Raw genomic sequence first — 15,737 nt, 5'->3', positions numbered from 1 at the left:
GCAAAGAAGCTGGCCATCCATCTTGTTCGAGGCGGCAGCCTAGCGCGCACCCTCGCTCATTTTCAGTTCAATCCGGCGAGCGCCGTACGATATGAGCGAGCCGATCGCGAGGTAAGCAGCGAAAAGAAAGGCATAAACCTCGTCTTGCGAGCCGCTGTACTGCGGATTGGCGAGCACGGTTTGTCCTGCCTTCAGAAAATCGGTAAGCCCGATAATGAACAGCGCGGGTACGTTGTTGAACAGGTCAAGCACGTTCCCCACGAGCGCGGGAATCACGGCCTTCAATGCCTGCGGAAGAACGATGACGAAACTCTCGTCCCGCTTGCTGAAGCCCAAAGACTGAGCCGCCTCCGATTGCCCCCGCGGCACGCTCTGAATACCCGAGCGAACATACTCGGCGGCATAGGCCGCGTAGAAGAGCACGAAACCCGCGATGCCCCGCGCAAGGTCCGGAATATGAACCTGAGGTGGAAAGACCAGCGGAATAATGATCCATGACCAGTAGACGGTACAGACAAGCGGCACGGAACGCATCAATTCAATGTACCCCGAACACGCCAGTCGCAGGCTCGAAAATCGGCTATTTCTGCCGAACGCGAGCAGGATGCCTACCGGCAGGCTGAGCAAGGTGGCAATCACCGTGACGAGGACACTCAGGAGCAGTCCACCCCATCGGTCGACGCCGGCCGGTGCCAGCAACGCGCAGATGATGCCCACGCCCAGCAGCCACAACAAGCCCATCCCGCGGCCGATCTGGGGCCAGCGGCTCGTAGCGGCGCATGCGACCAGCGCGATGGAAAGACAGCCGAACACACCGGCGAGCCAATGAAGCTGAATACCGTAAGTCACCGCCGCGGCCGCCGCCAGACCAGCGCCGCTCACGACATGGCGCTTCCAGCGCTTCGCTATCAATACAAGGCCGATCGTCATGCCGAATAGCGCGCTCAGTCCGGCACCAGTGACGAGCGCACGCCAGATCTGGTCTGCCGGGAACGTCCCGACCAGCAATACGGTCAGGTTGTCCACCACGACCGACCAATGTGCGGTGAACAAGACCCAGCGCGCGGCAAGGACCGCAATATAAAGCGTCAGCGGAATCGACACCAGCGAGAGCAGCGAACTGGATGAAGTCGGGAACAGGTTGTGCCGCGCCCAACGACCAATAGTCATTGCCATTACCGAGCTCCTTTCTTCATGACACGCCGGTTGTACAGGTTCGCGATCGCACTAATGGACAAGCTGATGAGCATGTAGACGACCATGACAATAATGATGCCCTCCAGTGCACGACCGGTCTGGTTGGCGACCGTCCCGTACACACTGAACATATCGGGAAAACCGATCGCAATCGCAAAGGAAGTGCTCTTCGCGATGGTGACGTACAGGTTGCCAAGGGAAGGCAGGATGACGCGCACCGCTTGCGGCAAGACGACGACCCAGAGGGATTCACGATGGCCGAGACCTAGTGCAGCGGCTGCCTCCCACTGCCCTCGGTCGATCGATTGCACCGAACCGCGCACCACTTCGGCAACGTACGCGGCGAAGTTCACGCCAAGACCGATGATCAGGGCGGCCATCTCCGGAGAAAAGCCCGCGCCACCCGACACTGAGAAAGCGCTGGCCTGCGGCATGTCGATGCTGAACGGCCGCCCAGCGACCGCAGCGCCGAGCGCCAATATCCCGGCACTCACCGCGAAGGCTAAGCGACGCTGGCCTCGCGTTCTCACCAGCACACCCGCGGCAAACACGGCCACGGCCAATCCTGCAATCCACGCGTAGCGGGACGCCGCCGGTGTAGCAATCAGCCACGGAATGAACACACCTTGCCGGCTTGCGATCAACGCACCATGCAGCAGCGTGGCATCTGACAGGCTCGGCAGTTGTAACAGCACAGCGAAATACCAGAAGATGATCTGGATGAGTAGCGGCGTATTGCGAATGAGTTCGACAAACGCCCACGCCCAGTTTTTGACGACCCAATTCCTCGACATGCGCCCGACGCCGACCATCACGCCAACAACGGTGGCGAGCACGATCGAGATGAGTGTGACTATGAGGGTGTTATAAAGACCCGCAATCAGCGCCTGGGCGTAGGTCTGCTGGGAATTGAACGGCACCAGCGACAGACCGTGCAGACCTTTCGCTACCGTCAGGCCCTCACTGATGTCGAAGCCTGCAGGCTGCTTGAGAAAATCGAGGCTAAACCCGATGCCATGGCGTTGAAGACCACCCCATACCGTCGCTAAGAAGGCCAAAACGACCGAAATAATGGCCGCAAGGATTAGCGCCTGGATCGCCGCTGCACGCGTACGTGCCGCTCGCCGCCGCTTCGATTGGGACTGTGAAGCGGGTGAAGGAGGAGGTCCGAACGGTCGATTTTCCGTACTGGACAGTTTTAATTGCGACACTCTTCCTTCTCCACTGACGTCAAAATTCCAATGCGGGCGGACAGTTGATCTCGTTTCATATCCGGACTCTGCCGAAGCCGGCGGCAGGTTGCCGGCCGCCCGCTTCAGTGCGACTTGCGCTGCTTAGTACCAGGGCGGCGAATACATCATGCCGCCGTCATTCCATGCCGCGTTCAGAGAACCCTTGCGTTCAATTGCGTAGGGTGTCCGTGGGCCGATATTGCGGTCGTAGATCTCACCGTAATTGCCGACCGACGCGATCACCTTCTGCACAAACTCAGGTTGCAGCCCGAAATCCTTGCTGAGCGTACCGTTCACACCCAAGAATTTTTGCAGGTACGGGTCTGTCGTCTTGACGAAGGTCGGCAAATTCTTCGAGGTGATGCCGTGCTCTTCGGCTTCGAAGGTCGCATAGATCACCCATGTCAACGCAGCGTGCCAGCGAGGGTCGTCCTCAGACACAAACCCTGCGAGCGGCGATTTGTCGAACGCCTCAGGAAGAATCTGGAAGGCAGCCGGATTGCTCGCGTTGCCGCGCCAGCCCGCCAAAGCCGACTTGTCCGTCACCATCGCGTCACAACGTCCGGAATTCAGCGCGTCAAACAGTTTGTTCGTGTCCTGATAGGTCAGCGCCTTGGTTGACGTTTTCCAGTTGTGAGCCTTGAAGTAACCGGCCAGCATCTGCTCCGTTTCCGAACCCTGCGTCGTGCAGAATGTCGCACCGTTCAGGTCGCTGATGTGCTTGACCTTCAGCGCGGTCTTGACGAGAACACCGGTACCGTCATAAAAATTGGTGGGCAGGAAGGAAATGCTGAGCGCTGCCGACTCGCGCGTCGGCGTGACCGTACTATGGGCGAAAACGACGTCGGCCTGCCCCGTGCGAAGCGCGTTAAAGCGGCTGCGGTCCGTGACGATCACGAACTGGACCTTGTTCGGGTCACCTAACACGGCGGCAGCGGTCGCCCTGCAAAGGTCGACATCCATGCCTTCCATCTTGCCGGTCTTCGTGTTCAGATAGCCGAAGCCCGGCGTTGCATTGTCCGTGCCGCACAACAGCGTGCCGCGTTTGACCACCGTGCTCAGGTGATCTTCATCGGCGTGTGCTGCGGTCATTCCCAAAGTCAACGCACCGCAGCTCAACGCCATGCACGCAAGGAGACGTGCCGCATTAAAGCGAATCTTCATGTTATTTCTCCAGCCCGGAAAGATGACGTCGGCCCGCCTATTCCGAGCAATATCGGCGCGACGCAAGATTGCAACCAACCATTCGAATTCACTTCCCAGTCCTTCCATTCTCGAAGCTCGATCGCATGACAACCTGGGCTGACATGCAATGCTTCGCGCTACTCGACAACCTTACCTAAAGCAGGCGTGTAGTTGTCTCAGCAGCGGGGAGGGACTTGCCGCTAACTATCACCACCCCTGAAAGCGTTGCCATTGGGCTGCGATTTCGCGAGAGCCGGTTCGAATCAACTCGTAGTGGGCGTGCTGGGCGGCCGTCGCGCAAGCGTGATTCGGGAGAATGCGCACAAGCGAGCCGATGGGTAAATGAGGCAGCGACGCCCCACTACCGCTGCGCACGGCGATGATCCCCTGCTCCTGGTTCGCCTGAACCATGATCAGGTCGGGGTAGGGCACGCCGTCGACACTGCACACCACGCCATAACTCTGATCGATTCTCTGCGACGCCGTACCGCGATCGCGCGACATCGCCATCCAGCCTGCATCGACGAGAATCCATCCCTTGGCGGCCTGGTGACCGATGACGGTGGCCAGCACGCTAACAGCGATGTCGTCGACCGTGCACACATCAAGACCTGCCATCACGAGATCGAAAAACACGAACACACCCGCACGCACCTCCGTGACGCCCGTCAGGTCGCCCGCGAAATGGGCCGTCGGCGTCGAGCCCACACTGACGACGGGGGCTGGCAATCCCGCAGCGCGCAACACTGTTGCGCAACCGACTGCCGCTGCGCGTTCGCGTTCGGCAATCGCTACGATCTCTTCGATGCTCCTGCATGCGTACGATTCGCCCGCATGAGTCATGACGCCACGCAATTCCGCACCGCCGTCATGCAGCGTGTTGCCGATTGCCAGAAGATTGACCGTGTCATCGGGCCGCACACCGGCGCGATGACCGTCCGAGTCGATCTCGATCAGCGTTGGAATGCGGTCATTTGTGCGGCGCGACTGCTCGGCAACCGCTCGCGCAGCGTCGACGTTGTCCACCACGACCGACAGGTCGATGCCCTGCCGGCGTAGTGCACTCACGCGGTCGAGTTTGCTGGGCACAACGCCGACACCGTAGAGAATGTCGCGCACGCCGCCGGCGGCGAACTGCTCCGCTTCCTGAAGAGTCGATACCGTCGCCGGTCCGGCCGGACCATCCATCACGCGACGCGCCACTTCGATCGACTTCGGTGTCTTCAGGTGCGGGCGCAACTTGACGCTGCGTTCCGCGAGCCGTCCCCGCAGACGCGCGATGTTGCGCATCATGCGGCTCTCGTCGAGCAACAGCGCAGGGGTGCACAGGGACTCGATTGGCCCAGGCGTTGCGGCGCGCGACTCACCGTGGAACTCAGGCTCACTCGGATCTGTTGTTGTACGTCTCATGCTCGACATAATTCCTCTACCTTGGGACGAGTTGGACTTGCTTACAGCGCGACCACGCCGGTCTTGATCTGCGCAAAACTGCGCAGCCCCTCCGCGCCTTTCTCGCGTCCGTACCCGGAGCGCTTGAAGCCGCCGAACGGCAGTTCAACCCCACCTGAGGCGCCATACGTGTTGACGAAGACCTGCCCGGCCAACACCTCCCGGATCATTCGATGCGCGGTGGTCAGATCGCGCGTCCACACGCCAGCAACCAGTCCATAGTCGGTGCCATTGGCCAGTTGGACCGCTTCCTCGAGGTTGCGGAACCGCGTCACGGCCAGCACCGGCCCGAAGACTTCGTCCTGGCCCATCGGGCTCGCGGGGTCGACATCGTCAATCAATGTTGGTTGCAGGAAGAAGCCCTTACCGAACACGCCGCCGTTCAGCGCGTTGCCGCCGGCAACGATCTTCGCGCCGTTGCCGCGCGCCTGCTCGAGGAACGACATGACGCGACTGCGCTGCGTCTGCGAAATGAGCGGCCCAAGAACGGGGTCAGTCAGAGCAGGACCGATCGTCACGTTGGCAAAGGCCTGCTGGATGCGCTCCACCAGCACGTCGTGCACGCTTTCGTGAACCAGCAGCCGCGAACCGGCTGAGCAGGTTTGCCCTGCATTTTGCAGAATGGCGTTGACGACGCCCGGTACGGCACGTTCGAGGTCCGCATCGGCGAACACGATATTGGGCGACTTGCCGCCCAATTCCATCGTTGCCGGAATTACACGGTTGGCCGCGGCGTGGGCGATGATGCGTCCTACTTCGACTGAGCCGGTGAACGAGATATGGTCGATGTCGCCATGGCTCGTCAACGCTGCACCGGCCGTCTCGCCATAGCCAGTCACTACGTTCAGCGCGCCGGCAGGCAAGCCCGCTTCAAGCGCGAGCAATGCCAGTCTCAACGCGGTCAACGGCGCTTCTTCAGCAGGCTTCAACACGCAGCAATTGCCCATCGCCAGTGCGGGCGCGATGGTGCGCGCGAAGATCTGCATCGGATAATTCCATGGAATCACGTGCGCGGTGACACCATGCGGTTCCCATTGCGTAAAGATCATCGTATCCGCGTTCAACGGAATGGACGACCCATAGTGTGTCTCGAGCGCGCTGGCGTAAAAGTCAAAGTAGCGGCTGGTAATTTCAGCATCGCGCTTCGCTTGCCGCAAAGGCTTCCCCGTTTGCAGCGCTTCGAGCTCCGCCAGTGCATCGCGGTCACGTTCGACCAGTTGAGCGATGCGGCGCAGAATGCGTGCGCGCTCGGCAACCGCCACCTTGCGCCACGGATGCGACGCGCGCCGGGCCGCGCTAACCGCAAGATCGATTTCCGCAGGACCGCAGTCCGGGGTCTGGGCGATCACTTCGCCGCTGGACGGATCCAGCACCGCTACCGTGTCGCGTGTCTCAATCGACTCACCGTTGATGACGGCCGCTTCCTGCTTCATTGCTTGACTCCTCGATCATTCGTGGACGGATCGCCGCCGACAGGTCAGGACCGATCCTTGGAAATTCGCCGGTGCTTGCTGCGCCTTCTGGCGCGCAACCGCATAGGGCGGGACGAAGTATTGCCAGCCAAAATGCCAATAGGGTTAACGCCAACACGACTTCATCATTAATGCGGCAGTTAATAGAGGGGACGCGAAAGATCCACGGTCGTGCGCCACAGGCATGTTCTTTTGGGCATGTGCACGAGTGCGATCGCAGCGCTCCTCGCACTATGCTTCCCTAGAGCCGGGCTTCACGCCGTGATGGCATATCTCGCCTTGGAAACTGCCCAAGACGAGTTATGACGTCATCCGTCTCGTCATACGGGCACAGCGAATTGTCGAGCAACACTGAATGTCGAAGGTTGGCATGGTCCGCCATTTGCGCTTTTTTGGCGCATGGTCGGACGGCGGGGACTGTCAGATTGCTGGCATGTGGACGAAAATGCGGCGGCTATTCCTGGCCTCCGGCTCTCCCTATGCCGGAGCCAGGGCGATCGCCCAGCGCACGCGAGTCGCCCAGCCTCCAGTTACGGCGTGGGGAGAACGGCCGCTTTTGAGCGCGGTGGTGACATTCGGAGAAACTTACTGAGGGGCAGGAACGGGTCGGGTTCGGCCGGTCGCGACAGACAGCAAGCGGCCACAAGCCGCCGGTCGAGCTCGCCATCCAATTTGAATAACCAAGGGCTCATTCGCCCTTCCTCAATGGCCGGTCTCCGGCGAGCGAATTACCCGGTGGCACTGCCTCAACCCGGCCAGCAAGCGTCATTCGCCTCATCCGTCAGACGAAAGTTCAGACGACCTCTCCGCACTGCAAACGGTCACTGGCCTTCGGTTGGTTGGGGGAATTAGTAAGCGTGTGACAACTCCTGCCGCACGACGAACGGGCACAAAAGTTCCACAGGAAGGCGCAAAACGCTGAGATATTGACATGCCCCCGCGATGCTAGCGGCTATTCTTCAGACGCAGCGACTCACGCGTTCTCGGCCGGCTCTGCGGGTCGTCGGCAGCCATTCCGCACACACGCGGAAAGGGGGCTGTATGTCACATCCAGGACTACTTCGGCCCGCGCGACGCGCACTGCGTCGGCAGCAGTCGCGCGGATACATCTGGCTCGCCGTCGGCGTTTCGCTGACTGGACTGTCCCTGACACCCCCGGTGTTCGCGGCGGGTGTCCTTCCACAAGGCGGCACATACGTCGCCGGCGCGGGCACGATAGCCAGCCAGGGGAATGGTCTCTTGATCACGCAACCGGGTTCGACGCGCGGCGTGATTGACTGGAACAGTTTCTCGATCGGCAGGCACAACAGCGTGACGTTCGACAACGGTTCGGGCGCGACCCTGAATCGGGTGACGGGTGGCACACCTTCGGCCATTCTCGGCAGCCTCAGTGCGACGGGAAGCCTCTATGTGATTAATCCGCAGGGCATCGTCGTGGGGTCTTCGGGCGTAATCACAACGGGCGGACGTTTCGTCGCGTCGACCCTCGATGTCTGCAACTGCGCGTTCATGAACAGCAGTAACACGCTCACACTGTCGGGCGACTCGAACGCAAGCGTGATCAATCTGGGCAGGATCAGTTCGAGCGGCGGCGACGTGTTGCTGATTGCGCGACACGCGGTCATCAACGCCGGCACCGTGTCAGCGCCCAACGGCACGGCGGAACTGGCCGTTAGTGGCGACGTGCTGTTGCAGGACTCGACGAGCAGCCGGCAGGTGTTCGTGCAGACGGGCAGTCAGGGCACGGTCGTCAACAAGGGGCGGATAATGGCCGCACAGGTCAGCCTGCAGGCCGCCGACGGCAACGTATATGCGCTTGCAGGCGGCGGCACGCGTATCCGTGCGACGGGCACGGCCAGCCGCGACGGTCATGTGTGGCTGGTCGCCGACAGAGGCCGCGTCGAGCAGATCGGCAAGATCTCCGCGAGCAACGCGGATGGCAGCGGCGGAACGGTCGACACGCAAGCGGCGCAACTCGCATTCGGCAGACATGCAGCGGTTCATGCGGGCCAATGGAATCTGACGACGCCCGGCTTAACGATCGACGACTCCGCCGCCCATGCGTTGCAGCGCAGCCTGAACGCGGGCACCTCGGTCGCGGTTACGACAACGGGCGCCAATGGCGTAACGGGCGATCTGAGCGTTGCGTCGAGCCTCATCTGGCAGGGTGCCGCTTCGCTGACGCTTGCCGCGTATCACAACGTCTCAGTGACGACGGGCACGACGATCGCGAACCACGGGGCGGGCAATCTGGCCGTGCGCGCTGATGCAACGGGCAGCGACAACGGCGGCAGCATCGCGAATAACGGCATCATCGACTGGTCGGCAAGCACCGGCATCGTCAGCGCGCTCTATGACATGAACGGTACCTACAGCCCCGGCACCTTAGTCGGCAATGCATCGTGGTCCGCTCCGGCTTACAGCGGGCTGGTTACGCAGATCACCGGCTATCGACTCGTCAATTCGGTAGCGGACTTTCAGGCGGTCGGCAACGACATGACCGGCAACTACGCACTCGGAAAAGATATCGAAGCGAACAACGCCGCGTTCACCACGCTGGGCACTACCCCGTACACAATTAGCACGTTGTTCACCGGTCAATTCGACGGCATGTGGCATATCGTTTCGAATCTTTCGCCGAGCCTCGACGCCATCTTCGGCGATATCGGGCAACACGGCGTCGTGCGCGATTTGAAAGTCGACGCCCACCCGCTCGCCAACGACACTGGGTTTTACTATGGAATTGGCCTCCTGGCTATTAACAATCACGGCATTGTAGTCAATACGTTCACCTCTGGCGCGAACAGCTGCGATTGCTTCTATGCACCACTGTCAGGGCTCGTTGGGACGAACTTCGGGCTGATCGAGCGCTCGGGAAGCAGCGCTACGGTTCGGACCGGTGGCGTAGCGGCCGGACTGGTTAGCACCAACTATGGAAGCATCGACGAGTCGTATGCGACCGGCTCCGTCACAGGCTTTTTGACGCACGGCGGTGGTGGCGGACTGATCGCGAACAACTACAACTACGCCACCTCCAGCTACGGCGTCATAACGCAATCTTTCGCGACAGGTCGCGTTATCAGCGGCAACGGATTGGGGATGGGCGGCATCTGCGCAGGCTGCTCGGGTGGCCTTGGCGCCGACGTTTACTGGGACGTTCAGACCACCGGGCAACCGTCGGGCGGCGGCAATCTACCTGCATCCAACGGGCTCACCACAGCCCAGATGAGCAACCCCGCCAGCTTCGTCGGCTGGGACTTCGGGCCGAACGGCGCGTGGGTCATGCCGACCGGCGCCACGCATCCAGTGCTGCGGTGGCAAGTGGAACATTAGCGTGGCGCGATGTTGGTGGAACTGTCCGTCACGCAGACGATCGGAGACCGAAGCGAGTCGATCTGGGCTATCGACGCCTTGATGCCCGCGTGCTGGGGAGCGCATCGCTATGTCTGTGCTGGAGTTCAGGCAATGACGTTGAACGTCTGAGAATGGTCTGGTGTGAGACGTATGCAGAATCCCGCCCCCGATGTCTCTGATGGGTCGTCTGCTGTCCTCACGCTGGTGACATTCAAAAAAAAACGCGCAGACGGGCCATGAAACGCGAGCTTCTCCGCGAGATTGCGGCGCGGGTCTTATGCGAACACTGCGCGGTGCCGCGCCGAAGCCGGCGCGAGCTGCGCACCGCCGTTAGCGTCAGCGTCGCCCACCTGAAACGCCGCGGCCGCGCGCTGAAGACTCATCGCCTGCTCCTTCAGCGACTGTGCTGCGGCCGCCGCCTGCTCGACGAGCGCCGCGTTCTGCTGCGTCATGCTGTCCATCTGCGTGACCGCGAGATTCATCTGGTCGATGCCGGCGCTCTGTTCCGCCGCGGCCGCGGCGATTTCCTGCACGACACCGGTCACACGCATGATCGCGTCGCGCGCTTCGTCAATCGTCGAGCCGGTGTTTTCGACCAGCGCTGCACCACTGCCGACGCTGCCCACCGCATGACTGATCAGCTCGCGAATTTCCTTCGCCGCGGCCGCGCTACGCTGCGCGAGGCTGCGCACCTCGCTCGCGACGACTGCGAAGCCGCGGCCTTGCTCGCCCGCGCGTGCTGCCTCAACCGCAGCATTCAGCGCGAGAATGTTGGTCTGAAATGCGATGCCCTCGATCGTCGCGATGATCTCGACCATGCGACCCGATTCGTTCGAGATCCCCTTCATCGCCGCGACGGCCTGCGTGACCATGTCGCCGCCGCGGTTCGCGATTTTCGCGGCGCAGGCCGCAAGCTCGCTGGCAGTGCGCGCGTTGTCTGCAGTCTGGCGGACCATCGCCGTCATCTGCTCCATGCTCGACGCAGTTTCCTGCAACGACGCAGCCTGGCTCTCGGTGCGCGACGACAGGTCCGCGTTGCCGTTCGCGATCTCGTTCGCGCCGCACGCGACGTTGTCGGACGCATCCTTGATCTGGCAGATGGTACCCGTCAGCGCGTCGCGCATCCGCTGCATTACGTGTAGGAGGCTTGACGTGTCGCCGTTGCGCGTGCGGATCGCCACCGTCAGGTCGCCCGATGCGATCGCGTCCGCCACGTTCGCCGCATAGGCCGGATCGCCGCCGACCGTGCGCGCGATGCTGCGGTTCGTCACCGCGACGAGCGTCACGAGGACCGCGGACACGGCCACGAAGATCGCGCCGATCAGCCACAACGACGCCATGAACGCAGCGTCGATGTCGTCAACATAGGCGCCGGTTGCGATGATCCAATCCCACGGCGCATACCGCACCACGTAGCCGATCTTGCCGACCGCCTGTGTCGAAGCTGCGCCCGGATGCGGGAACACGTAGTCGACGAAGCCGCCGTCCGGCGCCTGTGCGGTCGACGCGAACGTCACGTAATGGTGACGGCCGTCGGCATCGGCGCTGTCCGCGAGATCCCTGCCTTCGAGTGCCGGCTTGATCGGATGCATCACCATCTGCGGCTTCGAATTGATCACGAGGAAGTAGCCGTCTTCGCCGTAGCGGACGCCGCGCAGGCGTTCGAGTGCCTGCTTGCGGGCATCCGCCTCCAGCAACGCGCCGCTTTGCGCCAGCGCCGCATACTCCGTCACGATGCTGAGTCCAACGTGCGCGATGTTCGTGAGGTCGTGCTTACGTTCTTCGATGCGCGTCTCGCGCGACTGCCACGCCGCCGATACGGAGACGGCGAGCAACGCGACGAGGCTGATGATCAACGGCAGCCAAAGCTTCTGCGTAAAACTGAGCTTGTGCATCCTGAGTCCTCGTGCAGACGAAAGGAAACCGCCTAGCCCTGCCGCGGAAGTGGCATGTGTATGGGCTGCTCCGGGCGGCGCGGGCGGAATGTCCGGCGGCCATCCAAGAGGTTCCTGCTCGAGTTATCGGCGGATACGAGCGAAAGTTTCATCCTGTGAAACCCTCGGTTACACCGTGCCAAGGCGCATCGGAGTGCCCTGCGCGCCGACTCCCTCGGAGCGTCATCAGGCACCAGCCGGCCAAGTGCAGCCGTTCGCCCTCGTTCTTACTCGGCCGTTCAGAGGGCCGCTCCAGTTATATGAACGGCCCCTCGCGCTGGGACACGGTCGAGCGCCCACGCAAACGCGAACCTGCGATCCATCCCGGACGTCCTGCGCCCAAGCCGCCGCTTGAAGGTCTGATACGCAGCCGTGGGCACGGTCCACGGACAAGCAACGATCTTACAGCTGGTTCTGGATTCGTCAGAAGCCGAATAAATCGTACGTCAATCGCACCGGACGACAACTTGAATCAAACTGTTTGGTTGCATCCGGCCGGGCCCCTGATTGTCGACAAGCGCGGAACAAATATTTTTCCTACCCTTGCATGAGGCAGCCGTCTTCAGGAGACAAACGGTGGGAAGCATTGAAGAGTGGCTGGCATCACTCGGCTTGTCCGAGTATGTCCATAGCTTTGCCGAGAATGGTATCGATCCCTCGGTCCTCCGCGATCTGACGGACCAGGATCTCAAGGATCTTGGCGTCTTGCTTGGCCATCGCCGCAAAATGCTGCGCGCGATTGCCCAACTTGACGACAGCGCCGTTGCAATATCTCCAATCGTGGCCGCGCCCGTGCCACGTGATGACGCGGACCGACGCCAGCTCACCATCATGTTCTGTGATCTCGTCGACTCGACTGCCCTCTCGAAGCGGCTCGATCCGGAAGACATGCGGAAGATCCTCGGCGCCTATTACCGGGGTTGCGCGGATGTAATTACCAAGGCCGGTGGCTTCATTGCCCAGTACATGGGTGATGGTGTGCTGGCGCATTTTGGTTATCCTCAGGCGCATGAGGACGATGCCGAGCGGGCCGTACGTGCGGGGCTGACGCTAGTGGGGGCCATCGGCAAGCTCGATTCCGGGACCGACGAAAGTTTGCGGGTGCGGATCGGGATTGCTACCGGCGTAGTGGTAGTCGGCGATGTGACGGGTGAAGGCGAAGCCCAGGAGCGTGGCGTCGTCGGCGAGACGCCCAATCTCGCTGCCCGGCTGCAGACCTTGGCCGAGGCCGGAACAGTGGTGATTTCTGCGAGCACGCAGCGGCTGACGGCCGGGTTGTTTGACTACCGCGACATGGGCCTCGTGACTGTGAAGGGTTTTGACGAATCGGTGCGGGTTTGGCAAGTACTCGGCCCCAGCGGGGTCGAAAGCCGCTTCGAGGCGCTGCACACGTCCACGTTGACGCCAATCGTCGGGCGCGACGAAGAAATCGGGCTGTTGCTCGGCCGATGGCAGCGGGCGAAGAACGGTAATGGGCAGGTTGTGCTGCTTTCAGGCGAGCCCGGTATCGGAAAATCGCGGCTGACCACCGCCCTTGAAGAGCGGCTTCAATTCGAGCCGCACGCCCGCTTGCGGTATTTCTGCTCGCGCCGTCATCAGGACAGCGCCTTCTATCCGTTCATTTCCCAGCTCGAGCGTGCGGCCGGTTTGCGGCGCGACGATACGGTTGAACAACGCCTCGACAAACTTGAGGCGGTGCTCGCGTTCGCCGCCGACAATCTGGGCGAAGCTGCTCCGCTGGTGGCGGCGTTACTATCGATTTCGACGGAAGGTCGATACCCAGCACTTAACCTCACGCCGCAACAGTACAAGGATAAGACGCTTAGCACGATAATTGCGCAGGTCATGGACCGGGCAAGACGCCAGCCGCTGCTGATATTGTTCGAAGATGTGCATTGGGTCGACCCCAGCTCGCTTGAAGCGCTGGACCATCTTGTCGATCGTATTGCAACCCTGCCTGTCCTGCTGATCGTCACCTTCCGGCCTGAGTTCATATCTCCGTGGATCGGCCGCGCAGAGGTGATGCTCCTTACGCTCAATCGTCTGCAGCCTCGGCAACGAGCCGAAATGATCGGGCGGATAACCGTTGGCAAGGCACTGCCGAAAGAGGTCACAGACCGGATCATCGAGCATACGGATGGAATACCGCTATTTGTCGAAGAACTGACCAAGACAGTGCTGGAGAGCAGCGTACTGCGCGAGCAGAACGGGCGCTACGTCCTCGACGGTCCGCTGCCACCACTGGCGATCCCGATGACGCTGCACGCTTCGCTGATGGCGCGTCTCGATCGCCTGGCGCCGGCGCGGGATGTAGCACAAATCGCCGCTGTAGTCGGCCGGCGATTTTCTTATGAGCTCATCAGCGCGGTCGCGTCGATGCCCAGGGAGCGGCTGGACGACGCATTGGATCATCTCGTCAGTGCGGAGCTGGTTTTCCAGCACGGGGCACCACCGGATGCGGAATACACCTTCAAGCATGCCCTGGTGCAAGACGCCGCATACAGCTCCCTGCTGCGGGAGAGGCGGCAGCAGTTGCATGCCCGCATCGCAATGGAGCTCGAAAATCATTTTTTTGACGTAGCGGAGCAACAACCGGAAATCCTGGCCGAACACTGCGCCCAGGCCGGATTGACGGAGAAGGCGGCCCGGCTGTGGCGGCGTGCCGGTCACAATACGGCAAAACGCGCCGCGCATCGTGAGGCGTCGGCCTTGTTCGAGAAAGCCCTGACTGCCTATGCGGTCCTGCCGTCCTCAACCGAGATACTTGGTGAAATCGTCGACATCCGATGGGATCTTAGCCACTCCCTTCATGCGCTCGGAGAAGTGACACGGAACCGCGCGAATCTGGAGAACGCGAAACATCTTGCCGAAGGGCTTGGTGACGAGGTACGCCTATCGCGTGTTCTATCAAGGCTGGCTTTCACGCTCGGTTCACTAGGCGATTCGGTCGGCGCCGTCGAGGCAGGGGAACGCGCCCTGGCGTTGACGGAGCGGCGAAGCGACCCCGATGCGAAGGCTTGGGCGACCATGATGCTGGCACGATCACGGTATGGCTGCGGAAACTATGAGCGCGCGATGGTGCATGCTCGGCAGGCGCTGGCTCTCCTCCATGAAGGCCATGGCCACGGCCTCGGACCCGATGAGACTTACGTGAAATACACGCGCGTCAACGCTCGTATCTGGCTGGTGCTGTGTCTTGCCGAACTTGGCCGGTTCGACGAGGCTGCTGTCCTTGGACAGGAGGCGATGGACATGGCCCGAGTGATAAATGAGCCAGAGCAACTGATCTTTGCTGGCCACGGTGTCGGACGGATGCACCTTGTTCAAGGCAATTTCGACGTTGCTGTCGAGACACTTGAGCCCGCACTTGCCATGTGCAAGGCTGAGTTTCCATACTACGTTCCCCGAATAGCCTCCTGTCTGGGGGCGGCGTATGCCTCGCTGGGCCGGACCAAGGAGGCCTTGGTTCTTCTGGAAGAGGCAGTTCGCCAGGCGGCGGCGAGTAATTTAACGTTCGGACAGTCGCTAGTGCTCTCAATTTTCGGTCGAGTGTGCCAGCTCGCTGGTCGACAGGATGAAGCCCTCGCTCATGCACATCATGCCATTGACCTGGCTCGAGCCTCCGGCGAACGAGGCAACGAGGCCTGGGCCGGGTGCTTGTTGGGAGATCTTGTCTCGGATGGCAACGCTACCGAACCTCGGATTGACGAAGCTCACAATTACCACCGCATGGCCTTGATGATCGCGCACGACCTCGGAATGCGGCCTTTGCAAGCACAGTGCCTATATGGCCTGTCTCGGCTGCAAAAGATGGGCGGAGATAAAGCATTGGGCGAGAGAAGTGCAGCAGACGCCACATCGCTTTGCCGGGAAATGGGCATCAAACCATTGACTGGCTGAACATCGTCTCGCCT

The 15,737-nt window shown here is 61.4% G+C and carries 8 protein-coding genes; 2 read left to right on the top strand and 6 right to left on the bottom strand.

The window, feature by feature from the left end; translation table 11 throughout:
• Positions 1–39: 39 nt before the first annotated feature.
• From OKW26_RS19790 to OKW26_RS19770, 5 genes are all read right to left on the bottom strand, one after another.
• Positions 40–1,176: an amino acid ABC transporter permease gene (locus tag OKW26_RS19790; protein ID WP_429354859.1), complete on the bottom strand. Its 1,137-nt coding sequence runs from the start codon at positions 1,174–1,176 to the stop codon at positions 40–42.
• The gene (locus tag OKW26_RS19785; protein WP_429354858.1) at positions 1,176–2,408 is read right to left on the bottom strand and encodes an ABC transporter permease subunit; all 1,233 of its coding nucleotides are present in this window, start codon (positions 2,406–2,408) and stop codon (positions 1,176–1,178) included. The genes OKW26_RS19790 and OKW26_RS19785 overlap by 1 nt, the downstream gene beginning before the upstream one ends.
• A 123-nt stretch (positions 2,409–2,531) precedes the next feature.
• Positions 2,532–3,593 (bottom strand): transporter substrate-binding domain-containing protein, encoded by a 1,062-nt coding sequence (locus OKW26_RS19780; RefSeq protein WP_429354857.1) that lies wholly within the window; start codon positions 3,591–3,593, stop codon positions 2,532–2,534.
• 228 nt (positions 3,594–3,821) lie between these two features.
• A complete protein-coding gene (locus tag OKW26_RS19775; protein ID WP_429354856.1) occupies positions 3,822–4,907 on the bottom strand; it encodes an alanine racemase in 1,086 nt (361 codons plus the stop codon).
• 158 nt (positions 4,908–5,065) lie between these two features.
• Entirely contained in the window at positions 5,066–6,496 is a 1,431-nt protein-coding gene (locus tag OKW26_RS19770) for an aldehyde dehydrogenase family protein (RefSeq protein ID WP_187637422.1), read from the bottom strand.
• Positions 6,497–7,576: 1,080 nt separating this feature from the next.
• Here OKW26_RS19770 and OKW26_RS19765 point away from each other — a divergent pair.
• On the top strand, positions 7,577–9,868 hold the full coding sequence (locus OKW26_RS19765) for a filamentous hemagglutinin N-terminal domain-containing protein (protein WP_429354855.1): 2,292 nt from the start codon (positions 7,577–7,579) through the stop codon (positions 9,866–9,868).
• 296 nt (positions 9,869–10,164) lie between these two features.
• Here OKW26_RS19765 and OKW26_RS19760 read toward each other — a convergent pair whose 3' ends face one another.
• A complete protein-coding gene (locus OKW26_RS19760; protein ID WP_429354854.1) occupies positions 10,165–11,784 on the bottom strand; it encodes a methyl-accepting chemotaxis protein in 1,620 nt (539 codons plus the stop codon).
• Between the two features lie 615 nt (positions 11,785–12,399).
• Here OKW26_RS19760 and OKW26_RS19755 point away from each other — a divergent pair.
• On the top strand, positions 12,400–15,723 hold the full coding sequence (locus tag OKW26_RS19755) for an adenylate/guanylate cyclase domain-containing protein (RefSeq protein WP_429354853.1): 3,324 nt from the start codon (positions 12,400–12,402) through the stop codon (positions 15,721–15,723).
• Positions 15,724–15,737: the final 14 nt, after the last annotated feature.

The sequence above is a fragment of the Paraburkholderia sp. 32 genome, from assembly GCF_050435345.1.
Taxonomy (GTDB): domain Bacteria; phylum Pseudomonadota; class Gammaproteobacteria; order Burkholderiales; family Burkholderiaceae; genus Paraburkholderia; species Paraburkholderia tuberum.
This window is presented reverse-complemented; position numbering and strand designations above follow the sequence as displayed.

Bases quoted from the DNA above. Each gene is read 5' to 3' on its own strand.
- OKW26_RS19790 (WP_429354859.1), bottom strand. From the start codon at position 1,176: ATGGCAATGACTATTGGTCGTTGGGCGCGGCACAACCTGTTCCCGACT.
- OKW26_RS19780 (WP_429354857.1), bottom strand. From the start codon at position 3,593: ATGAAGATTCGCTTTAATGCGGCACGTCTCCTTGCGTGCATGGCGTTG.
- OKW26_RS19775 (WP_429354856.1), bottom strand. From the start codon at position 4,907: ATGATGCGCAACATCGCGCGTCTGCGGGGACGGCTCGCGGAACGCAGC.
- OKW26_RS19770 (WP_187637422.1), bottom strand. From the start codon at position 6,496: ATGAAGCAGGAAGCGGCCGTCATCAACGGTGAGTCGATTGAGACACGC.
- OKW26_RS19765 (WP_429354855.1), top strand. From the start codon at position 7,577: ATGTCACATCCAGGACTACTTCGGCCCGCGCGACGCGCACTGCGTCGG.
- OKW26_RS19760 (WP_429354854.1), bottom strand. From the start codon at position 11,784: ATGCACAAGCTCAGTTTTACGCAGAAGCTTTGGCTGCCGTTGATCATC.